This is a genomic window from Streptomyces sp. A5-4, assembly GCF_051131715.1.
Classification (GTDB): domain Bacteria; phylum Actinomycetota; class Actinomycetes; order Streptomycetales; family Streptomycetaceae; genus Streptomyces.
Genome location: NZ_CP178591.1, coordinates 7,095,049 through 7,113,372 on the forward strand (window position 1 = coordinate 7,095,049; position 18,324 = coordinate 7,113,372).

Below are 18,324 nucleotides of genomic sequence, written 5' to 3' on the forward strand. Positions count from 1 at the left end.
CGAAGCGCCACATCGGCGTGCGACCGCTTCATTGTCATTTCCACGGCCCACACTGAGGGGATGACGACCTACCAGGGACCCGTGACCGTTGTAGCCGGCGACGTTGACACCTCGATGCAAGCCGACTTGTCCATCACCGAACGGGGCCGGACGAAGTCCTGGGGCGGCCACCTGTCCCACTACGAGGACGTCGACATGTTCAAGGTCCTCACCGCGGACACCGCAGTCATGCGCCTTCCGGACGGAGAGGAAGGGCGCTTCGTACTTCAGGGCAAGCTGACGCCCGGACAAACCGCGATGGGCGTACTGGGCAGCGGCCCGGCCCCCTTCTGAGACAGACGCACTCCAGCTCGTGTCATGCGGCCTGGCCGAGCGACGACAGCACAAAGTCCCGGAGCGATGACAGGATCCGGGACTTCTGTGCACTTCACTTGCCGCCAGATTCAACGACCGACTGCTGTCCCGGTCACCGGCCGCCGTTCATGCCCAGCGAGTCCGAGTGGGGTTCCGGCCAGATGTGAAGCGCTTGCTCGAACAGGCGTCCTGGTCCGGTGGAGTTTTTGGGGTGTTCGGTCTGCTTTTCGGGGTGGATAGGGAGGGGCTTGTTCTTGTGGCATGGATTCCGGGCTTGGGGGCACAGCGCCGCGTTCTGTGAGGGAGTTGTGGCAGCTTGTGAGGTCCCGGTGACCGGTGTGGTCACTGGTATTTAGCTTTCCGTGGGGGGAAGTTGATGCGTTTACGTGCTTCTGGCACGCCGTTTTGGCGTGCCCGCAGATCGACTCATTACGTACTGACGGCGGCGGTCGCGGTGGCCGCGCTCGCGGCCGGCACCCTGCCCGCTACGGCGGCGCCCGATCCGGTCAAGCCGGAGCCGACGACCGCGTGGACCCGGCCCGGCAAGGTTGCGGCACCTGCGGTGAAGGCAGGCTCGACGAAGGCCCCTGCCTCCCGGCAGGCAGCCGAACCGTCTGAGGAGCGCGCAGCCTGGCATACCGCGCAGGACAAGGCGCGCCACCTGCCCGAACGCGGAGCCGGCTCCGCGGCCAGGGCCGTTGCGGGTGAAACTGCTGGCCATCGTCCCCGAGGGGCAGGGGCAGGTCCCCTGGCATCAGCTGTCCGACACACGCCTCAGCGACTCGTTGGTCGCCCGGGTGAATCTGTCCAACGGCAACTTGATGCTCGCGGCCACCGACTTCGACATCGCCGGGGCCGGCCAGAACCTGCAGCTGTCGCGGACCTACAACTCGCTGGACGCCCCTTATGGCAAGGTCTCGCAGCGCTGGTGGCAGGGATACGAGCGCTACGCGCATCTCACCAGCACCGAGGTCGTCATCTATGACGCGACCGCCGGTGCGGTGCGTTTCGCCAAGAACGCGGACGGTACGTACAGCACGCCGACGGGTTATTCGAAGGACCTGAAGAAGAACGCGGACGGCACGTACACCCTGACGACCCGTAAGTCGGGTGCGAAGGACACGTACAACGAGCACGGCACGCTGACGAAGGTGACTGACCGCAACAACGGCACGATCACCATCAGCCAGCATGATGCGGGCGGTGAGAACACCGGCTTCAAGCTGACGGAGACGCGTTCGGGCCGGTGGATCGACCTGGTGAAGACCGATGCCTCGCAGTGGCAGGCGAAGGACCACACCGGCCGTAGCGTCGTCTACGACCTCAATCCGGCCGGTGACCTGGCCCGTTCGACGGACACGGCCGGTAAGACGACGGTCTTCGACTACGACTCCTCGCGCCGGCTCACCGGGATCACCACGCCGGAGGGCACTACCACGCAGCTCACCTACGACGAGGAGAACCGGGTCACGTCCCTGCGCCGGCACCACGGGCCGACGTGGACCTACGCCTACTCGGGGGCGTCCCCGTCCGCGGCGGGAACCACGACGGCCACCGACCCCGACGGTGACAAGACCGTTCACACGCACAACGCGGACGGTGAGATCACCAAGGTCACCGACCCGCTCGGCCACAACCGCTCCACTTCTTACCAGGCGCATCAGGTCCAGACGGCGGTCGATGCGATGGGCACCGGGACGGGCGGAACCGGCGGCAACGTCGTCGCCTATGGGTGGGACGCGCGCAACAATCCGTCTTCGGCGAAGTTGCCGACCGGGGCGACGGCGGCAGTTTCGGCGTATCAGACGGTCGCGGGCACCGACCTGCCGAAGGACTTCAGCGCCCCGGACGGGCGCAAGGACACGTTCGCGTACGACGCCAGCGGCAACACCCTGTCCTCGACCGCGACAACCGCGAGTGGTGGGGCGGGGACCTCCCTGTCGTACACGTACAACAAGGCGGCCCCCACGTGCGGTGGTTTCGAAGGTCAGCGGTGCACGGCCAAGGACCGCAACGACAAGGTCACCTCGTTCACCTACGACGCCAAGGGCAATCTGTCGAAGGTCAAGCCGCCGGCCCCACTGGGGGAGACGGCATACACGTATGACGCGCTGGGACGGCCGGAGACGGTCACCGACGGGCGCGGCATCAAGAGCGTCTACACCTACGACAGCCGCGACCGGGTCAAGGAAGTCTCCTCCACCAACCGGACGGTCACCTTCGCCTACGACGGCGACGGCAACCTCACCTTCCGCAGCGACGCGTCGGGCATCACCAAGTGGAGCTTCGACAAGCTCAACCGCGAGAGCACGCGCACCCTGCAAAACGGCGTGCAGACGGCGCTGGGGTACGCGCCGGGCGGTGAGATCGAGCAGTACACCGACCCGAACGGCACGACCGACTACCTCTGGGACGCCGCGGGCCGCCTCGAGCACCTCGCGGACCCGGAGGGCAAGAAGACCACCTTCGAGTACAACAACAACGACAAGCGCACCAAGACCACCTACCCCGGCGGCACCACACAGAGTGTCACCCTGGACAACTCAGGCCGCCCCGCCGCTATCAAGGCAGCCTCCGGGGCGGCGACGCTTATCGACCTGAAGTACACCTACGGCTACGGCACGGACGCCAAGACCGACGGCACGAAGATCCGCACGCGTACGGACAACGCGACCAAGCTGACGACGTCGTACAGCTACGACACCCAGAACCGGCTGACATACGCGCAGGAAGCCGACGTGGCGGGTGCCCGGAAGGCGTCCTGGCGCTACTGCCTGGACAAGGCGGGCAACCTCACCCACCAGGACACCACCGCGGCGACGGCCTGCCCGGCGGCGCCGACGTACACGTACAACGACGCCTCCCAGCTGACCGCGAAGGGCGGCAGCACGACGGGCTGGTCGTATGACAAGGCGGGCAACGAAACAGCCGCCGCGACCACCACGGCCCGCACCGGTGAGACCTGGAGCGACTTCAGCCAGCTCACCTCGATCACCACCGGGGGCACGGCCCGCGACCTGGTTCACGCGGGCACGACCAACGACGAGCGCACCAAGCTCGGCGACACCTGGTTCCACAACACCGCACTGGGACTGGCCGGCTCCACGACAAACGGGGCCGACACCGGATTCATCCGCGAACCAGCGGGCACCCTCAACTCCATGCGCACCGGGGGCAAGAGCTACTACTACCTCACCGATGCGACCGGCAGCGTCCTGGGCCTGGTCGACGAAGCGGGCGAGCGCACGCACACCTACGCCTACAGCCCCACCGGCCAGACACGCACCACCCCCACGGAAAAGATCGCCCAGCCTTACCGTTACGCCGGCACGTACGCGGATGCGACCGGGCTGTACAAGATGGGCGCCCGCTACTACGACCCGTCCCTGGGCCGCTTCACCCAGCCCGACCCCAGCGGGCAGGAAACCAACCCCTACCTCTACGCCGCAGCCGACCCCATCAACAACACAGACCCCACAGGGCTCTGGACCGGCTGGGACACCGTGGCAACGGTCTTGACCGGAGTAGCCCTCATCACAGCCATTCCCACCGGCGGCGCTTCCCTGACGGTCGCTGGCGGTATCAGCTTGGCGCTCGCACAGACGAGCTTCGTCGGTGCAGTTGCATGCGGTGTCTACGACGACAATGCATGCTGAACTAAATATCGCCAGTGGGGTCCCGCCTGCTGTCGGCGTGACCCCACTGGCCACATCCTGAAGAAGGCATGATGCGTCAGAAAACTGGTTACTCCCTTACCGTCCTCCTGTTGGTCGTTTCCGCGTTAGCTCTGGTCGCGTTTTCGCCTAATGCCATGGACCTACCTGCGGTTTGGTGGCCGGCGCTAGTGATCGCGTGCATTGCTTTGCTAGCGATCGTGGCTATGTGGATTACACGCAAAAGTGCTAAATAGCCCAAAATGAGTGAACCACTATCGCGTGCATGTCCTTTAGAGGCCTTTAGAGGTCGTTTTTTCCCAATGTTTCATCCCGGTATTAGGGTTTGATCCTGGTCTGCGGGGTCGCGCCAGGAGATGGTGGCTTCGCCGGTGAGGCGGCGGGCCATCAGGGCGGTCATGGCGAGGTGGATCATGGCTTCGGAGCGGGCCGGAAGCGTCTCGTAGTCGCGGGCCAACGGATGGGGCGATCCCCCGGCGCCTGCCGTCGTGTGGCCTCCCGCCCCGGAGAGACGAGCGCGCCGAATCCTCTGCTTGCCCCTTCGGCCGTCCTGGGGTGCGAAGGGAGCAGAGGCCTTTCCCCGGCTCTCGCACCCGTACGGAAGCCAGTACTGGCAAGCGCGTCGGACTCGGTCGGCGCTGTCTTGCAGCAAAAAAATTCGCTCCAGGATGTGTCGTCGGTGTGTTCTGCAGTTGGCGAATCTTGCTCGCCGTTGCGTGGCGGGCCGGGAGCTCGTGCCCCTTCGAGAGTGGCCTGAACGATGCGGCCCGCCGTTTCAGACGACGGGCCGCGTCGCTTTATCTGCCGCTGAGACCGTTCCTGCTGATCAGGTCTTGGTGAGTTCCGCAGCGCCGAAGGAGACGTTGAAGCGGTCGCACCAGATGCTCACGCTCGTGTACTGCGAGAGGTCGGCGCCGGTGGGAAGACGGTAGTTCTGGTCGCCTTTGTTGCCCTTGAGCTTGCCCAAGCTGACGTACTTGCCGTCGTCGAAGACCTCCCAGCCGGCCTTGCCTTCCTTCACCGGCGCATCGGTGAGCCACACGTGCAGGTCAGGCCCGTTGCTGGTGTCGAGATTCTCCAGCCGCAGCGTGCGGGACCCGTCCGCGAGACGGACGATCTTCGCCGAGCCCGTCGTGGTGTGCTCGTGGCTGATCAGCTGGCCCGTGGAGATGATCTGTGGGGCCGTAGGCGTAGCCGATGGCCCCGAACTCGCGCCCGGTGGCGCCGTCGTGGCCGGCGCGGGTGCTGTCGCGGCGGGCAGAGCCTCGCGCACCGTCTCGTCCCGCCACAGTTTCCAGGGTTGGAACAGGTACAGGCCCACCCCGACAACGGCAATCACAATCACAGCAACGCTCAGAACGACCGGTCTGCTCAAGATGCGTCCGCGCGCCATAAGTTCCCCCAAGTTTCGTCGGCTCCTGCCCGAGGCTAGCTGCAAATACGGCTCGTGCGGCGGCGACGTCTGGGTGCCCACTCTGCGCAGCGGCACGTGCCCCGCCGCCCGCGACTTCCACCTGGGTGCGATCTCTCGGTTTCGGGGCGGTGGTGGGGCCATGGCCGGATGCGGTGGAAGGGCGACTGGGAATGGAAGCCCCGGGGTCCTGGCCGAACCTTGACCGGCAGCGGGCCGGCCTGCTTGCGTTACGGTTCCGCGCAGACAATCAAGACCAAAAACCTATGGGGTGGACTGGAGAGCGGCCGGCGGAGCGGGAACTGCGCGCACACCCGTTGTCCGTCTTCCCCTCCCGCTCCCGGCGCCGCCGGTGAATGCCGGATTCCGTTTCGTTTTCCTGACGCCCTGCAGCCCTGCCGGTGTGAGCCAGCCATCCGCGCGCGCGGTCCCTGCCCCGCCTCTCCGCGGCCCGCACGGATTTATGAGCTTTGGAGCCTTCGTGACTGATCTCCATGAGCCTTCCGCGGCAGTCCCGCCGAACCCCGGTGCGACTGCCGCGGCCCTCTTCGGGGAGCGGGCCGATTGGCCTGGGCGGGTGCTCAAGGAAGGTCCCTGCCGGCCGGCAGATCACGAACACCGCGCCCGATGCCTGGAGTTCACACCGCTCGACGCCGCACCCACGCTGCTCGTTCCCCCGCCGGGCCGCCCGGCCCGGCGGCCGCGTCTTCGACGCCATGCGCACGGCCGTGGCAGCGAAGGCCAGGGCGCCGCACGAGCGCGCCCTGCAGCAGCGGCCCGCGGACAGCGAGGGCGACGGCTTCCAGGATCCGGACCGCACGGCACTCCCGACGCGGGTGACCCGGTGATGAGCGACAACACTCCGCCCCCGCGCGGCCGCCGGCCCTTCGCCGGGGACCTCAAGGTGCTGGGCGCCACGCCCCAGCGAAAGGCGAGGCACTGACCATGACCACCCTGACCGTCAACGACACCGACCTCACCGACCCGCAGACCTTCCTGGCGCCCGGCGCCGAACTGGTCGAGATGTGGCGCCGGTTCAGGGCCGAGGGCCCCGTGCGCTGGCATGAGGTCCCCGGCCGCGCCGTCCCCGGGTTCTGGGTGCTCTCGCGCCACGACGACGTGATGCAGGTCTACCGGGACAACAAGCGCTTCACCTCCGAGCGGGGCAACGTACTGACCACCCTCCTGGAGGGCGGCGACTCGGCCGCCGGCAAGATGCTGGCCGTCACCGCTGGAGCAAGGACAAGACCCGCGTAATCCTGGGACTGAGCTCATATTTCGATGAAGACGCCAGGTATCTACGGATCGACGCGTCCGGCGAGAGCGCCAACAGCGTTCGCGAAGATGACTACTACCCCAAGGGTCCAGAGATCGCAGTGCCGATCAAGGATCCCCTTGCTGACGTGACGTGACGTGACGGTACGGGTAGCGATCGGCGGAAAGAGCTGGAAGGAGGGCTCCAGGGCCCCCTCCCAGACGATCCGCCTGTCCCCCACCGGAATCGCCTACGACGCAGCAACCGGGAAGAAGCTGCCCTCCGATCTCTGAGTCTCAGCCGCATGTTGCACCACCCGCCTCGTACAGAAGAGGGCCCGCTTGGCGGGCCCTCTTCTGCGTCCGGTAGCCCCGCCTGTCCGTCCGATGACGCTCGCCAAGGAGTACGCGCTCGACAAGGCCATGGCCGCCAGGCAGACATGCCCCGAGTGCCGCCGCAGGTTTTTTCACTGCCTGTCGACCCTGCTCGGCATCTGTTTGGAGTGTCACGACGGCACGCCCGCCGACCCTGCCACCTTCATCGGATACCCGGCCGGCCATCAACTGGCGGCCTGAGTTCCGCACAGCACGATGCCCGGAGGCGGGCAGCGAGCACGCCTGAAGACACGGCGATGCCCCGGGGCGGGCTGTTCCGTCACCAGCAAGATTGCCAGCCAGCCACCCCGGGGCACCCACTGCCTGCCCGAGTAGGGCCACCCCGTGCAACGGCCGCCCCTTCACCTCAGTCGAGTCGCTGATGACGCCCGCGTAGCAGCGGATTGCCCGACTGGGCGTCATGGGGCGGCCCGAGCAGGAGGGACACCGTTCCGCTCCGCCCGCTTAGGTGGGCGGCGTACCGTAGTCACACGAGCTAAGGAGGCACTCGTGGACGCCACCCTGAAGACGGTCATCGGCGGCACTCTGGTGGAGCTGCCCGGCACCATTGCCACGATCCGCGCCACCATGCCCCCCGGCCAGGCGGAGGCGTTCGACCGCGAGATTGAGCACGTGCCCGCCGTGGACCTTCCCGCCGCGCTCGTGCGCTGGGCCCTGGCCGGCACCACCGCCGACGAAGAAGACGATGCCCTCTTCGACCGTCTTGCCCGCGGTGAGGACATCGGCGCCGTGCCCGTCGACAGCGACCGGCCGGAGGTGGCGTGAGCCGCGACCGCATCCCATACGCACCCCCCGCAGACCAAGCCCGCGGCGCCATGGAACCGGCGCTGCGGGCTCGTTTCGATACCGGCATGCAGCGCCTGGCGGCGGATCCGTATGCGCAGGGCTCGGCCCCGGTCAAGGACGATGCGGACCGGCGCGAAGCAGTGGTCGCCGGGGTTGTCATCCGCTACTACGTCAGCTTGCCCGTCCTGACCGTGACCGTCGTCCGTCATCTGCATCTGATCCCGCAACGCAAAAGTGCTCCGCCCACTCCGTGTCTGGAGTGGGCGGAGCACTTTGGTGCTGCGGTAGGACTACACGCCCGCCGCCGCCGACGGCACTGCCCGCCGCTCCGAGTGTCCCGGCCGGGACACTTTCTGTGGTCGGTCAGCTCGGCCGTGGCTGCTCGGCGATCTCCAGGTGCTCAAGCTCCGCGAGGATGTCGCGCGCCAGGAGGCGGGCAAATCGTTGGGCGTGGTGTAGCGGAGGGGTGGGGCCTTGGCCGGGCGGGTCAGGGCCCCACGGGGCGCGCATCCGTGGGGCGGATTGCATGCACGCCACCGGGTAACCGAGCCGGCGCCGGTCGGGTCACGCGCGCGAGGCCGTATTCACCCGGTGGGTGGTGCCGGTGGTCAGAGCCGGGTGTCTTCCAGGGCGCGGCGGTCGCCGCGGACGCGTTCGCCCGTGGACGCGGCTGCGGCCTCCCCCGGGCGTGTGGGGGAGGCCGCAGGGTTGGGGGGTGAGGATCAGCTGCCGTAGCCGCCGTGGTGGTTCTCGTGGCTGGAGCTGTTCACGCAGGTGTTGCCGAACGCGGGGTTGAGCAGGCCGATCACGTTCACGGTGTTGCCGCAGACGTTGACGGGGATGTGGATGGGCACCTGGACGAGGTTGCCCGAAAGGACACCGGGAGAGTGCGCGGCGACACCCTGCGCTCCGGCGTCAGCGGTAGCCATGCCGGCTCCACCGGCCATGATGGCGAAAGTGCCGGCGATGGCGGCGGTTGCCTTGGCGATACGCGACATCAGTTCTCCTTGCGAGATGAAAGGTCGCAGGATGTGCGGCCTGCGCGTCCCTTCAACGCGGGAACAAGCAAGGGGTAACGGATCGACGCCGAAGTCATCGCGCCGCGGGTTTCCGGGACTGGGGTGCCTGCGGTTGCGCGGCGCGGGTCCGGTTGCTGTCAGCGGGGGAGTTGGGCGTGGATGGTTTTGCCGTAGCCGGGACCGGGGGTGATGGTCAGGCGCTCTGTGAGGCGGCGGATCATGTGCCAGCCTAAGCCGCCGCTGCCGCCGCCCAGGTCGGGGGTGCGCTCGCGGGGGTGTGCCGGGCTGGGGTCGCTGACCGCGGCGGTCATTGTGCCGGGGTCGGCGGAGAGTTTCAGGGTGTAGTGGCCGCCGCCGTGGCGCAGGGCGTTGGTGACGAGTTCGGAGACGACCAGGACGAGAGTGTCCGCCATGTCCGGGCCGGGCGCGGGGGTGAGGCGGTCGGTGAAGGCGCGGGCGGCCTGGCGGGCCCGGCTGATGCCGGCCGGACTGTCGCCCCGGACCACGGTCGGTACGGGGGGCGTCGAGGTAAGGCTGATCGTCGTGCTGTTCATACGCGTACACCCCACCTGTGTTCGGTTGTGCCGCTTGTGCCGTGACACCCCACCTGCCCGGTCCGACGGCCCTCACACCTCCTCAGAGGGGTGCGCCGTTGCAGTTTTCACGCGTCGCGGACCGCAGGAGTTCACTGTCAGTCCTCACAGGAAACCTGTCATGGCTGAGGTAGACATCCGCGCGTTGCTGTGGTTATTGTTTTCCCCGTAGCCAAGAGAGACCGCAGGGCCTGGCAGGGAGAACTGCCGGGCAAGCAGTACCGCAGTACACGTAGTTGCAGTGCGCAGGACGGTGCGGTGGTGGAGTTCCGAAGCCAGAGCAGTTGTGGGACGGCGACGGGACTGACGACCGGACCGGGCGGCCCGCAGTGATCAGGGGCCGCCGTGAGCAGTAGGGCAGTACCCAGGTGCAGTCGGCAGTACCAGTGGTCCCTCGGTAAATGGCGTCAGGCTGCGGCGCGCGTACCGGGAAGTTCGGCAGTGGGGTTCCAAGCCAGAGCAGACGCAGGACGGGCGACGGGGCTGGCTGCCGAAGAGTGGCGCTGTCGCAGGCCACCAGCAGGACGGTGCGGTGGTGGAGTTCCGAAGCCAGAGCGGATGCAGGACGGGCGACGGGGCTGGCTGCCGAAGAGCGGTGCTGGCGCAGGCCGTGGAGCAGTACGTAGTACCAGCAGTTGTACGTGAATTGATCCCAGAGGGAAGAACGGAGGGATTGAGCGCCATCAGGATCGCCCGGGTGAAAGTTTTGGGCCCGGGTACCGCAGGACATCGTTCGTGAGGTGGTCTCCGGTCAAGCAACCGCGATCTCCGCACCCCCGACAGCATTCCGGTCGGGTTGGCGGAAACAGAAGGCCGGCGCAGTATCAGGGCCGGCAGGTGGTGTAGCAGTTTCTTCGGGGCCCGGGTGCCATTGGCACCCGGGCCCCTCCAACGCGTGTTCCACAGGAAGGTACAGATGACAGCAGACGACTCCTTCGGCCGTCTCGATGACGACGACTATCCCGCCTTCACGATGGGCCGGGCCGCCGAGATGCTCGGCACCACCCAGGCCTTCCTCCGTACCATCGGCGAAGCCCGCCTGATCACCCCGCTCCGCTCCCCGGGCGGCCACCGCCGCTACTCCCGCTACCAGCTGCGCATCGCCGCGCGCGCCCGGGAACTCGTCGACCAGGGCACCCCCATCGAGGCCGCGTGCCGCATCGTCATCCTCGAGGACCAGCTTGAGGAAGCCCAGCGCATCAACGCCGAACACCACCGAGGCTCCAAGCCGGCCAGCACACCACCCGCGGCGTGAAGCCCGCCGGAACACCGGCCGCCCGCACGCTCACCGGCCGGTGATCAAGAGCCGCGCACGGTCGCTTGCACTGTTGATGAGGCCATCCGCCGCGCGCCGGCCGCAGACGAACCGCCGCCGGCGAACTGGGATATGCGCCGCGGCCTGACGGCAGCGCTGGAGAACTGGCAGACGCAGGGAACGCTCCGCCACCGACTCTCTGCTGCTGCCCCTGCCAGGGACGCAGGCGTCCGAGTGGCTTTGTAGGTGAACACTCACGTACGAAGCCATCCCTGCGAAGCGCCACACTTGCGTGCGTGCCCTTCGTTGTCAGTTGCACGGTCCACACTGGAGGCATGACGACCTACCAGGGACCCGTGACCGTAGTGGCCGGCGACGTCGAGGCCACGATGCAAGCCGACTTGTCCGTCACCGAACGGGGCCGGACGAAGTCCTGGGGCGGCCACCTGTCCGGCTACGAGGACGCCGACATGTTCGAGGTCCTCACCGCGGACACAGCTCTCATGTGCTTTGCAGACGGTCAGGAAGGCCGCTTCGTACTTCAGGGCAAGCTGACGCCCGGACAAACGGCGATGGGCGTACTGGGCAGCGGCCCAGCCCCCTTCTGAGACAGACGCACTCCAGCTCGCGTCATGCGGCCTGGCCGGGCGGCGACAGTGCAAAGTCCCGGAGCCATGACCGGGTCCGGGACTTCTGTGCACTTCACTTGCCGCCAGGTTCAACGACCGGCTGCTGTCCCGGTCACCGCTCAGGTCCAGTCGAGTCCGAGTTCGGCGAGCGCCGCCAGTTGCTGCTCACTCAATCGCTCGCGTCGGTTTCTCTGGTTGCTCAGAAAGATGCCCAGCTTGATTGTGCGTCCGGGAGCTCTTCGACGTGGGCCCTCCCCGAGCTGGTGCTCAAGCTGCGCCGGTACTGGGAGTGGGGCCGGCTGCTGTCACGGGACGCCGACAAGCGCATCGTGGACCGGGTCCGCTCGCGGCCGGACGCGATCGAGAGCGTCGGCCATGAGCAGCGGCTGTGGCGCCGGTTCTATCCGCCGACCGGCCGGGAGGGCCTGGTGCCCCTCGCGTTCGTGTTCGCGGACACCACCGAGGCGAAGGTCGCCAACACGGTCGCCGTGCTGGAGGAGGCCGGCCGCCGCTACTGGGCGCCGCGCCGGTACGACACCTACCACCGGGGGATCACGGCGCGGGACTACGGCCAGGCGGTGCCCGTCGTCCTCACCACCCTGGAACAGCTCCAGGAGCACGGCGCGGATGCGGCGGTGTGGCGGCGGCTGGGACGCACGGGCGAGCAGAAGCTGACGGCCGCGCTGGACAACCCCGACGGCGACGTCCTCTTCCGCGACCAGGAGGCCCGCGCCGACGCGGCGGAGGAGCAGCGCCGTGGCGCTGAGCGGGAGGAGCGGCGCCCCGTGTGCATGCGGTGCGGAAGGAAGTTCACCGACCAGCGCTGGGAGGAGACCACCGCACGCGGCGGCGCCTGGACGGCCGGGGACGCGTCCGTGTGCGGCGCCTGCCACGCCGACGATGTCGCCCGCAAGGAAGCCGCCGCCGAAGCCGCCCGCCTCCAGGCCGCCCTGCCGCCGGAGCCGGAGGACGACCCTGAGTCGGACAGGGGACGCGGCTGGTTCCGCCGGCGGACCTGATCCGGGCATGCCGCCCCTGCCGGGCCGGGCGTGACTGTCCCGCCCGGCGGGACGGCCCGGGAAGTCGCGGCGCCGCCGTACGGGAGGGAACAACCCGAGCCCGGCTGTACGCCGGTGCCAGGCCATAAACAGGTCTCATGAGACGCAGCAGAGAAGAGACCGCGCCCCAGGATCTGCCGGGCGACCTGTGGCACGCCCTGGCCCAGCTCCAGCACACCCACCCCGAACCGGTGGGCCGCGTCGGGCCGCTCGCCCGCCCGGCCGGGCTGCTGTCCTTCACCGCGGCCGCCGACACCATCCTCGCGGCCCGGGTGCAGCTGACCGGCGCGGAGACGATGCACCAGGTGAACGAGACGCTCCGCGCGATGACCGGTGACCTCCCCCGCGCCCACTTCACCGGCCCCGGCGTCGCCCTGGAACTCACGCTCTGCAGACGGCAGGAACTCCCGATCCACGCGGCGCACACCACCGGCCTCACCCGGCTCTTCCAGGACGCCACCAACACCGTCAGTGCCCACAACATCCGCGAGGGCGCCTGGTGCTTCCACTGTGACGGGACCGGGCTTGCCCGCCCGCTGTGGGAGTCGGCGGGGCACGCTTGAGCTTGAGATTTATCCCGTAGGAGCCGTCGGGGCTTGGCTCGCATACTGGTCTGATGAGTCCGATCTCCACACGCCATCGGTTCCGGGACCCGCGCAGCACGAAGTACGACTTCCTTGAGTCTGTCCTCGTACGCTGTCCCGGCTGCGACAAAGTCGCGCACATCGGGACAGCACCGGACCCTGCCGGAGTACGCGACCAGGGCCTCTTCGTGCCAAGGCGTCTCGTCTGCCGGAACTGCGGGACGGCGAAGGAATCGCGCCGTGGAGGTTTGGCCTTGCACCGGGACCCCTACGGGTCGGCCAGAGACCCGTATTTCGGCGTCCGTCTTTGGCTGCAGACCGAGACCCGGCACGGGTGGGTATGGGCCTACAACTTGGAGCACCTGGACCTGATCAGGCGATTCGTGCAGGCGCCGTTGCGTGAAGGGATTCCCTGGCACGACCACGGCCGGAAGATGACCGTGGTGGCCCGCCTTCCCGCATGGATGCAGCAGGCCAGGAACCGCGACGAGGTGCTGCGGGCCATCGCTCGCATCCACGCCTCACTGCTCCGTACCTGATCGAGGAACACCGAGGTTGCCTGCTCACCCCGTGACGCGTCTGGGTTTGGTGCCCTTCTTGTGATGGCTGGGGCGTGAGTGCGGTTCGCCGGTTTTGAGGACCCGTCCGACGTCCTGCACGACGGCCCGTCGACGGTTCTTCACGCCGGGTGGGCGGCCGGGGCCGGGCTTGGTGGGTTTGGGTGCACGGGCTGGCAGAGGCCACTTCATGCGGAGGTTCCAGGAACCCCCGTCTCACCCGGGCCGGGGTGAGCTTGTTCGGCAGAGCCGGACGCTCCCAGGGGCGGCGGAGATCGGTGACCAGGCCACGGACAAGGCGGAGTTGGGTGTGAGCGGCGATGATCAGCCAAGTCCAGCGGTCGGCGGCCTCGGGATCGCGGAGTTTCGGGCGGGTCCAGCCGAGCGTCTGCTTGATCATTCTGAAGGTGTGCTCAAGGTCGAATCTCCGCAGGAACGCGTGCCAGAGCCGGTCGACATCCGTTTCGCTCGCCCCGGTGCCCGACCACCACAGCCAGACCGGTTTCGGCTCCGCACCGTTGGGCAGCTGGTCGACCTTGAGCCGGATCACGGTGCCCTCGATGATCGGCAGCTCGTCCCAGTGGGTGAGCCAGGCCGCCCGGCGGGTTAATCTCGGGTGGAGACGGTCAAAGGCAGTGGCCACCGCAGTGCCGTACCGCTCCGTTTCCGTGACCGTGCGGACATCCGGTTCGCCCCAGGTGTCCGGCTGGCCGAAGACGAACTCGCCGCCGTGCTTGGGCGGTCGCCCACCCTTCGGGTCGTAGATCCTCGGCGGCGTCGGCCGGCGCATCACCCGGTCCGACCGCAGCCTACCCAGCAACTCGACCGGTAGATCGGTCAGCAGGAACGACAGCCGCTGAACGTCGTAACCGGCATCAAGGACCAGAAGGATGTCCAGGTCGCCGAGCTTCCACTGACCGGCGGCGACCAGGCGCTCGACGACCTCGCGGACCTGCACGGCGGTAACCGCCGCAACATCGGCACCCGGTTCCAGCCGGATTGCGTCCAGCATGGCCGTCCAGGAGGTGCGGCCCACCTCCAGTGCCGCGACGATCGAGTACGGCCAGCCCGGGATCATGCGGTGCTCGTTCTTGCCCCGCCCGTACGTGTGGCAGAACGAGCGGTCCGGGGAGGTGTTCGCGTCGGGCCGCAGCCACGGGCTGACATCCGCCGCGAGCACCAGGCGCCCGTCCGCGGCCCGGGGCAGTGGCAGCCCGGTCAGCGTCCTTCGAAGCCGTGCGATGTCGAGGTGGCCGCGGTTGAGTCCGCCGTACAACGCGCCGTGCCCCCGGCGGTGTTCAGGCGCGAGCGCGAGGTCGACAAGGGTCTTCACCGGCCCGTCGGAGCACAGCAGCGCGTCGCAGAGCTCGAACAGCTCGTCGCCCCGTCTGGTCAGGCACGCATAGAACTCCGACCGGAAGCGTGACGCTTCCGCGAACGCCTCCCGGCGGACATCCTCGCCCAGCAGACTCGACTCCACGGCCTTCGTTACGGTCACGTGCGCTCCTTGGTCGGAGCACAGGATCGGGCGAAGGCCGCACGCATGTCCGCTGAACTACGAAAGAATGGCTCAAGTTCGAAGACCGTTCGACACCAGGCCGATAAACGACAAGTTGAGAAACTGTTTGCGATCCCCGACCGCGCGAGCGCCCGTTTTGCCCAGATTCTCTGATGCGAGTCAGGCGAGGCCAGGCAGGGCATCCCCGGAGAGGGGCTGCCCTGCCTCCCTCTGGGCGGGAACCGCTGCGCATCAGGTGCGGGTCGACGCGTTGCCGATAGACTCTCGGGCGGGATATCGGTTGCCCGCAACGTAGTTGGCCAACGGGGGAGAGTGTCTGATGGCTCAGCAGCAGGGAGCGGATCCGGCGTACCGGCTCAAGATCTACGGGTGTCTGTTCCTGATGGTGTTCGGCGCGTTCGCCCTGTTCTTCATCGGCCTGCCCAGCGGAGAGGGGGATGTGAAGTGCGGCGATCAGGTGATGTCCCCAGGTGACCACTGCAACGTCGGCGGCGGCCGTCAGATCAACGCGGACGGCTCCTCGGCGGCGGCCAGTTATGACGAGATGGCCGCCAGCAACCACGAACAGCACGCCGGCGACCCTGCCTCTACCATTGCGGGCTCGGCCCTGCTGGTGGTCGGCTCGGGCCTGCTGGCCCTGGTGGTCTGGTCCCACCGCAAACCAGCCGCCCCGCCGCAGGGCAGGCAGTTCCGCTGAGTAAGGTACTGAACGGCTCCATGGGAACGCTGTGCCCTACGCCGCTGCTGGATGGTCGTGGGGCACAGCCGGTGGACGGCCACCTCGAGTGTTACGACCCGTTCTCGGTCAGCTGGCTGGCGGTGTTCTCGATCCACAGCAGCGTCCACTCGACTCCGGCCTGCCACCCGGGCTCCGAGCTGTTGTACCGGTCTTGGGCGTCGGCGCGGATGTTGGCGGCGAGGGCGCGCAGGTCCTTCTGCAGTCCCTGCCGCCGGGCCGCGTCCATGGCCTGGATCATTTCGTCAGTGAGGAGACCCCCGGAGTGTGGACACACCTGACAATGGATCTTGACGGTCCAGGAAGGTGTAGATCCTCATGGCAAGACCCTCGAAGTACAGTCCGGAGTTCCGGTCCGACGCGATCGCGTTGTGGCGGGCTTCGGCTGGCATGCGGACGTATCGGGATGTCGCTGCCGATCTGAACGTCAATCCCGAGACGCTGCGCGTCTGGGTGCGTGACGCGGACGGGCCCCCGGCGGACGCCGGCAGGCTGACGTCGGCAGACGCGGAGGCGGAGTTGGGCCGGCTGCGGGCGGACAACGCCCGGCTTCTGAAGGCCGAGAAGGAATGGCAGCTGGAGCGCGAGATCCTTCGACGGGCAGCCGCCTATTTCGCCAAAGAGATGAAGTGAGCACCCGCCGCTGGGACTTCATCTCCGCCCACGCCGGCGTCTTCGGCGTTCAGCGGCTGTGCCGAGTGCTCCAGGTCTCCCGCTCGGGCTACTACCGGTGGCTCGCCGGCGCCAGGGTCCGCGACGCCCGCCAGGCCGAAGAGGACGCCTTGGTCGCCGAGATCCGCGAGATCCACACCGAACACCGCGAGAACTACGGCGCACTGCGGGTCCACGCCGAACTGCGCGGCTTCGGCCACACGGTCAACCACTAAGCCTTGATCCACCGACGTGGTCTGAAAGTGATCTTCTGACTGATTTCTGAGCCGGGTTCGGGATGTCCGTTGAGGTTGGGCAGCCTGTAGCCGCTGGTCTGCCCAGCGTTTCCACGTGTTCGGTTCCGGTTGGGCCCTGGTGGGCGGGGTGGTCAGGGGATCAGGCTGGCGGGGGTGGGTCGTGGACGGTGTCGAAGAGGTGTGTCCAGGCTTGCTGCCAGGGCCAGTTGCGTGGCAGGTGCAGGGTGAGGCGTCGTGCGGAGCGGGCGATCCTGGCGGGGACGTGGACGAGGTGGGTGCGCAGGGTGGCGGTGGTGGCTTTGGCGTGGAAGGGCGAGGTCAGTGCACCGGTGGCCCGCAGCAGGTTGTAGGTCATCGCCCACAGGGTCAGCCAGGCCGCGTTGGCATTGAAGTGTCCAGACGGCAGGTGGGCCAGAGCTCCGGCTTTGCTGTCCGCGATGACCTGCTCGACCACGGCGTGGTGGCGGTGTTCCCGCTCGGCCTGAAGGGTCTGGGCCGGGTTGTCGGTGAAGAAGGGGTGGTAGCGCCAGAGGGGGAACAGTTCGCCCTGCTCGCCCACGACGGCGGGTTTGGCCAGGTCACGGACCCGGCGCACGATCAGCCGGGCGGTGACGTGCTCGCTCTTCTTGCGGCCGGTGAACGCGGTGTATGCGGGTATCTCGGCGACCTCGGCGTCCGAGATGAGCTCACCGGTGTCGGGGTCGGGTACCGCGGTCGGGTACGTGATCTGCTGCCAGTCGTGGTCGGGGATGGCGTGGACGGCCCGTTTGATGGAGGGGTTCATGCCGGTGGTGATCGAGAAGTGGGCTCCGGCCCGGCGGCAGGCGGCGATCACACCGGCGTTGTAGAACTGCGAGTCCGCGCGCAGGATGCGGGTGCCGGTGCAGCCGGCTTCCCGGGCGGTGGCCAGGGCCTCGGCCACGAACTTCGGGGCGCCCCGGGAGTCGGCCGCTTTGCCGCGGCGCATTCGCACCGCGGCGATCACCGGCCTCGACCGGGGGGTGCAGATCGTGGCCAGCAGGGGGTGCAGGGTGCGGATGCCCTTGAACCGTCCGTACTCGGCGCCCTGCTTGGTCCGGCCGTAGACGCGTTTGTGGGTGGAGTCGACATCGATGAACGCCATCGCGTCGGCGCCGGGCAGCAGCGGGGTATGCGCGGCCAGCTCCGCAAGGAATTTCCGGTGCACGGCGTGGAGTTGGAGTGCGTGACCGTGGGTGAACGCGCGCAGGAAGCTGCCCAGGGTGGACGGGGCACGGATGCCCGCGAAGACGACAGGCATCGCACCGTGTCGCAGGACGTGGAGGTCGTCGATACTGTCCGCCCCGGCGGCCATCCCGGCCACGATGCTGGTGACCTTGGCGTCGGCCGACGCGCCCGCGCCGTTCGCCGCCCCCGTCAGCTTCACCTTCTCCGCCGCCAGGCGCGAAAGCCCGCACCGCTCGGCCAGCCGCATCACCGGGACCAGCCCGGCATGCGCGATCAGATTCTCGTCGTCGAACGCAGCGGAGACCGCCGCCCGGGTATGGGAAACTTGCATCTCGGAAGTGCCTTGCTGATTGTGTGTGCTGGAAGCCTCAAGAACTCCCATCAT

The 18,324-nt window shown here is 68.0% G+C and carries 17 protein-coding genes and 4 pseudogenes; 14 read left to right on the top strand and 7 right to left on the bottom strand.

Annotated features, from left to right (window positions below; genetic code table 11):
• The first annotated feature begins 60 nt into the window (after positions 1–60).
• Together ACLLJJ_RS33265 and ACLLJJ_RS33270 are read left to right on the top strand one after the other, a co-directional pair.
• Positions 61–333, top strand: coding sequence for a hypothetical protein (locus tag ACLLJJ_RS33265; RefSeq protein WP_434598031.1), 273 nt, complete (start codon positions 61–63; stop codon positions 331–333).
• Positions 334–1,058: 725 nt separating this feature from the next.
• Positions 1,059–4,010 (top strand): RHS repeat-associated core domain-containing protein, encoded by a 2,952-nt coding sequence (locus ACLLJJ_RS33270; RefSeq protein ID WP_434598033.1) that lies wholly within the window; start codon positions 1,059–1,061, stop codon positions 4,008–4,010.
• Positions 4,011–4,335: 325 nt separating this feature from the next.
• Here the strand turns inward: ACLLJJ_RS33270 and ACLLJJ_RS33275 are convergent.
• Positions 4,336–4,485, bottom strand: a pseudogene (locus tag ACLLJJ_RS33275) (IS5 family transposase); the annotation flags it as partial.
• A 369-nt stretch (positions 4,486–4,854) separates the two neighbouring features.
• Positions 4,855–5,421, bottom strand: coding sequence for a DM13 domain-containing protein (locus ACLLJJ_RS33280; protein WP_434600590.1), 567 nt, complete (start codon positions 5,419–5,421; stop codon positions 4,855–4,857).
• Between the two features lie 734 nt (positions 5,422–6,155).
• Here ACLLJJ_RS33280 and ACLLJJ_RS33285 point away from each other — a divergent pair.
• The 5 genes and pseudogenes from ACLLJJ_RS33285 to ACLLJJ_RS33305 all read left to right on the top strand — a co-directional run bounded on the left by ACLLJJ_RS33285 (position 6,156) and on the right by ACLLJJ_RS33305 (position 7,854).
• Positions 6,156–6,287, top strand: coding sequence for a hypothetical protein (locus ACLLJJ_RS33285; RefSeq protein WP_434598035.1), 132 nt, complete (start codon positions 6,156–6,158; stop codon positions 6,285–6,287).
• A gap of 97 nt (positions 6,288–6,384) precedes the next feature.
• Positions 6,385–6,687: pseudogene (locus tag ACLLJJ_RS33290) on the top strand (cytochrome P450); the annotation flags it as partial.
• Between the two features lie 165 nt (positions 6,688–6,852).
• Positions 6,853–6,987 (top strand): hypothetical protein, encoded by a 135-nt coding sequence (locus ACLLJJ_RS33295; RefSeq protein ID WP_434598037.1) that lies wholly within the window; start codon positions 6,853–6,855, stop codon positions 6,985–6,987.
• Positions 6,988–7,080: 93 nt separating this feature from the next.
• On the top strand, positions 7,081–7,269 hold the full coding sequence (locus ACLLJJ_RS33300; RefSeq protein ID WP_434598039.1) for a hypothetical protein: 189 nt from the start codon (positions 7,081–7,083) through the stop codon (positions 7,267–7,269).
• 309 nt (positions 7,270–7,578) lie between these two features.
• Positions 7,579–7,854: a hypothetical protein gene (locus tag ACLLJJ_RS33305; protein ID WP_434598042.1), complete on the top strand. Its 276-nt coding sequence runs from the start codon at positions 7,579–7,581 to the stop codon at positions 7,852–7,854.
• Positions 7,855–8,597: 743 nt separating this feature from the next.
• Here ACLLJJ_RS33305 and ACLLJJ_RS33310 read toward each other — a convergent pair.
• Together ACLLJJ_RS33310 and ACLLJJ_RS33315 are read right to left on the bottom strand one after the other, a co-directional pair.
• A complete protein-coding gene (locus ACLLJJ_RS33310; RefSeq protein WP_434598044.1) occupies positions 8,598–8,873 on the bottom strand; it encodes a chaplin in 276 nt (91 codons plus the stop codon).
• Between the two features lie 158 nt (positions 8,874–9,031).
• Positions 9,032–9,448: an ATP-binding protein gene (locus ACLLJJ_RS33315; protein ID WP_434598046.1), complete on the bottom strand. Its 417-nt coding sequence runs from the start codon at positions 9,446–9,448 to the stop codon at positions 9,032–9,034.
• 955 nt (positions 9,449–10,403) lie between these two features.
• On the opposite strand from ACLLJJ_RS33315, the gene ACLLJJ_RS33320 reads away from it, so the two are divergent.
• The 5 genes from ACLLJJ_RS33320 (at position 10,404) to ACLLJJ_RS33340 (ending at position 13,552) form a co-directional block, all read left to right on the top strand.
• Positions 10,404–10,742, top strand: coding sequence for a MerR family transcriptional regulator (locus tag ACLLJJ_RS33320; protein WP_434598048.1), 339 nt, complete (start codon positions 10,404–10,406; stop codon positions 10,740–10,742).
• Between the two features lie 335 nt (positions 10,743–11,077).
• Positions 11,078–11,350 carry a hypothetical protein gene (locus tag ACLLJJ_RS33325; RefSeq protein ID WP_434598050.1) on the top strand — a complete coding sequence of 91 codons (273 nt, stop codon included), beginning with the start codon at positions 11,078–11,080 and terminating at the stop codon, positions 11,348–11,350.
• Positions 11,351–11,634: 284 nt separating this feature from the next.
• Entirely contained in the window at positions 11,635–12,390 is a 756-nt protein-coding gene (locus tag ACLLJJ_RS33330) for a hypothetical protein (RefSeq protein ID WP_434598052.1), read from the top strand.
• 137 nt (positions 12,391–12,527) lie between these two features.
• Complete coding sequence (locus tag ACLLJJ_RS33335; protein ID WP_434598054.1) at positions 12,528–12,992, top strand: hypothetical protein; 465 nt, start codon at positions 12,528–12,530, stop codon at positions 12,990–12,992.
• A 53-nt stretch (positions 12,993–13,045) separates the two neighbouring features.
• A complete protein-coding gene (locus tag ACLLJJ_RS33340; RefSeq protein WP_434598056.1) occupies positions 13,046–13,552 on the top strand; it encodes a hypothetical protein in 507 nt (168 codons plus the stop codon).
• 148 nt (positions 13,553–13,700) lie between these two features.
• Here ACLLJJ_RS33340 and ACLLJJ_RS33345 read toward each other — a convergent pair.
• Positions 13,701–15,068, bottom strand: a pseudogene (locus ACLLJJ_RS33345) (NF041680 family putative transposase); the annotation flags it as partial.
• A 340-nt stretch (positions 15,069–15,408) separates the two neighbouring features.
• On the opposite strand from ACLLJJ_RS33345, the gene ACLLJJ_RS33350 reads away from it, so the two are divergent.
• Entirely contained in the window at positions 15,409–15,786 is a 378-nt protein-coding gene (locus ACLLJJ_RS33350; protein ID WP_434598057.1) for a hypothetical protein, read from the top strand.
• Between the two features lie 91 nt (positions 15,787–15,877).
• On the opposite strand, the gene ACLLJJ_RS33355 is transcribed toward ACLLJJ_RS33350, so the two are convergent.
• On the bottom strand, positions 15,878–16,066 hold the full coding sequence (locus ACLLJJ_RS33355) for a hypothetical protein (RefSeq protein ID WP_434598059.1): 189 nt from the start codon (positions 16,064–16,066) through the stop codon (positions 15,878–15,880).
• Positions 16,067–16,143: 77 nt separating this feature from the next.
• On the opposite strand from ACLLJJ_RS33355, the pseudogene ACLLJJ_RS33360 reads away from it, so the two are divergent.
• Positions 16,144–16,706: pseudogene (locus ACLLJJ_RS33360) on the top strand (transposase); the annotation flags it as partial.
• Positions 16,707–16,872: 166 nt separating this feature from the next.
• On the opposite strand, the gene ACLLJJ_RS33365 reads toward ACLLJJ_RS33360, so the two are convergent.
• Positions 16,873–18,270, bottom strand: coding sequence for an IS1380 family transposase (locus tag ACLLJJ_RS33365; protein WP_434588185.1), 1,398 nt, complete (start codon positions 18,268–18,270; stop codon positions 16,873–16,875).
• Between the last annotated feature and the right edge of the window lie 54 nt (positions 18,271–18,324).